Annotated in this window: 1 rRNA gene; it reads right to left on the bottom strand. The window is 57.5% G+C overall.

The window, feature by feature from the left end:
• Positions 1 to 266: ribosomal RNA gene (locus J1782_RS00045) — 23S ribosomal RNA — on the bottom strand; the annotation flags it as partial.

Here is a 266-nt window from a genome sequence, read left to right as displayed (position 1 = left end):
GCCTTAGGGGTCGACTCACCCTGCCCCGATTAACGTTGGACAGGAACCCTTGGTCTTCCGGCGTGCGGGTTTTTCACCCGCATTATCGTTACTTATGTCAGCATTCGCACTTCTGATACCTCCAGCAGCCCTCACAGACCACCTTCGACGGCTTACAGAACGCTCCCCTACCCAACAACGCCTAAGCGTCGCTGCCGCAGCTTCGGTGCATGGTTTAGCCCCGTTACATCTTCCGCGCAGGCCGACTCGACCAGTGAGCTATTACG

The organism is Rahnella sp. BCC 1045 (genome assembly GCF_019049615.1).
GTDB classification, from domain to species: domain Bacteria; phylum Pseudomonadota; class Gammaproteobacteria; order Enterobacterales; family Enterobacteriaceae; genus Rahnella; species Rahnella contaminans.
The sequence above is the reverse complement of the archived record's forward strand: the minus strand, read 5'-3'. Positions and strand labels throughout refer to the sequence as shown.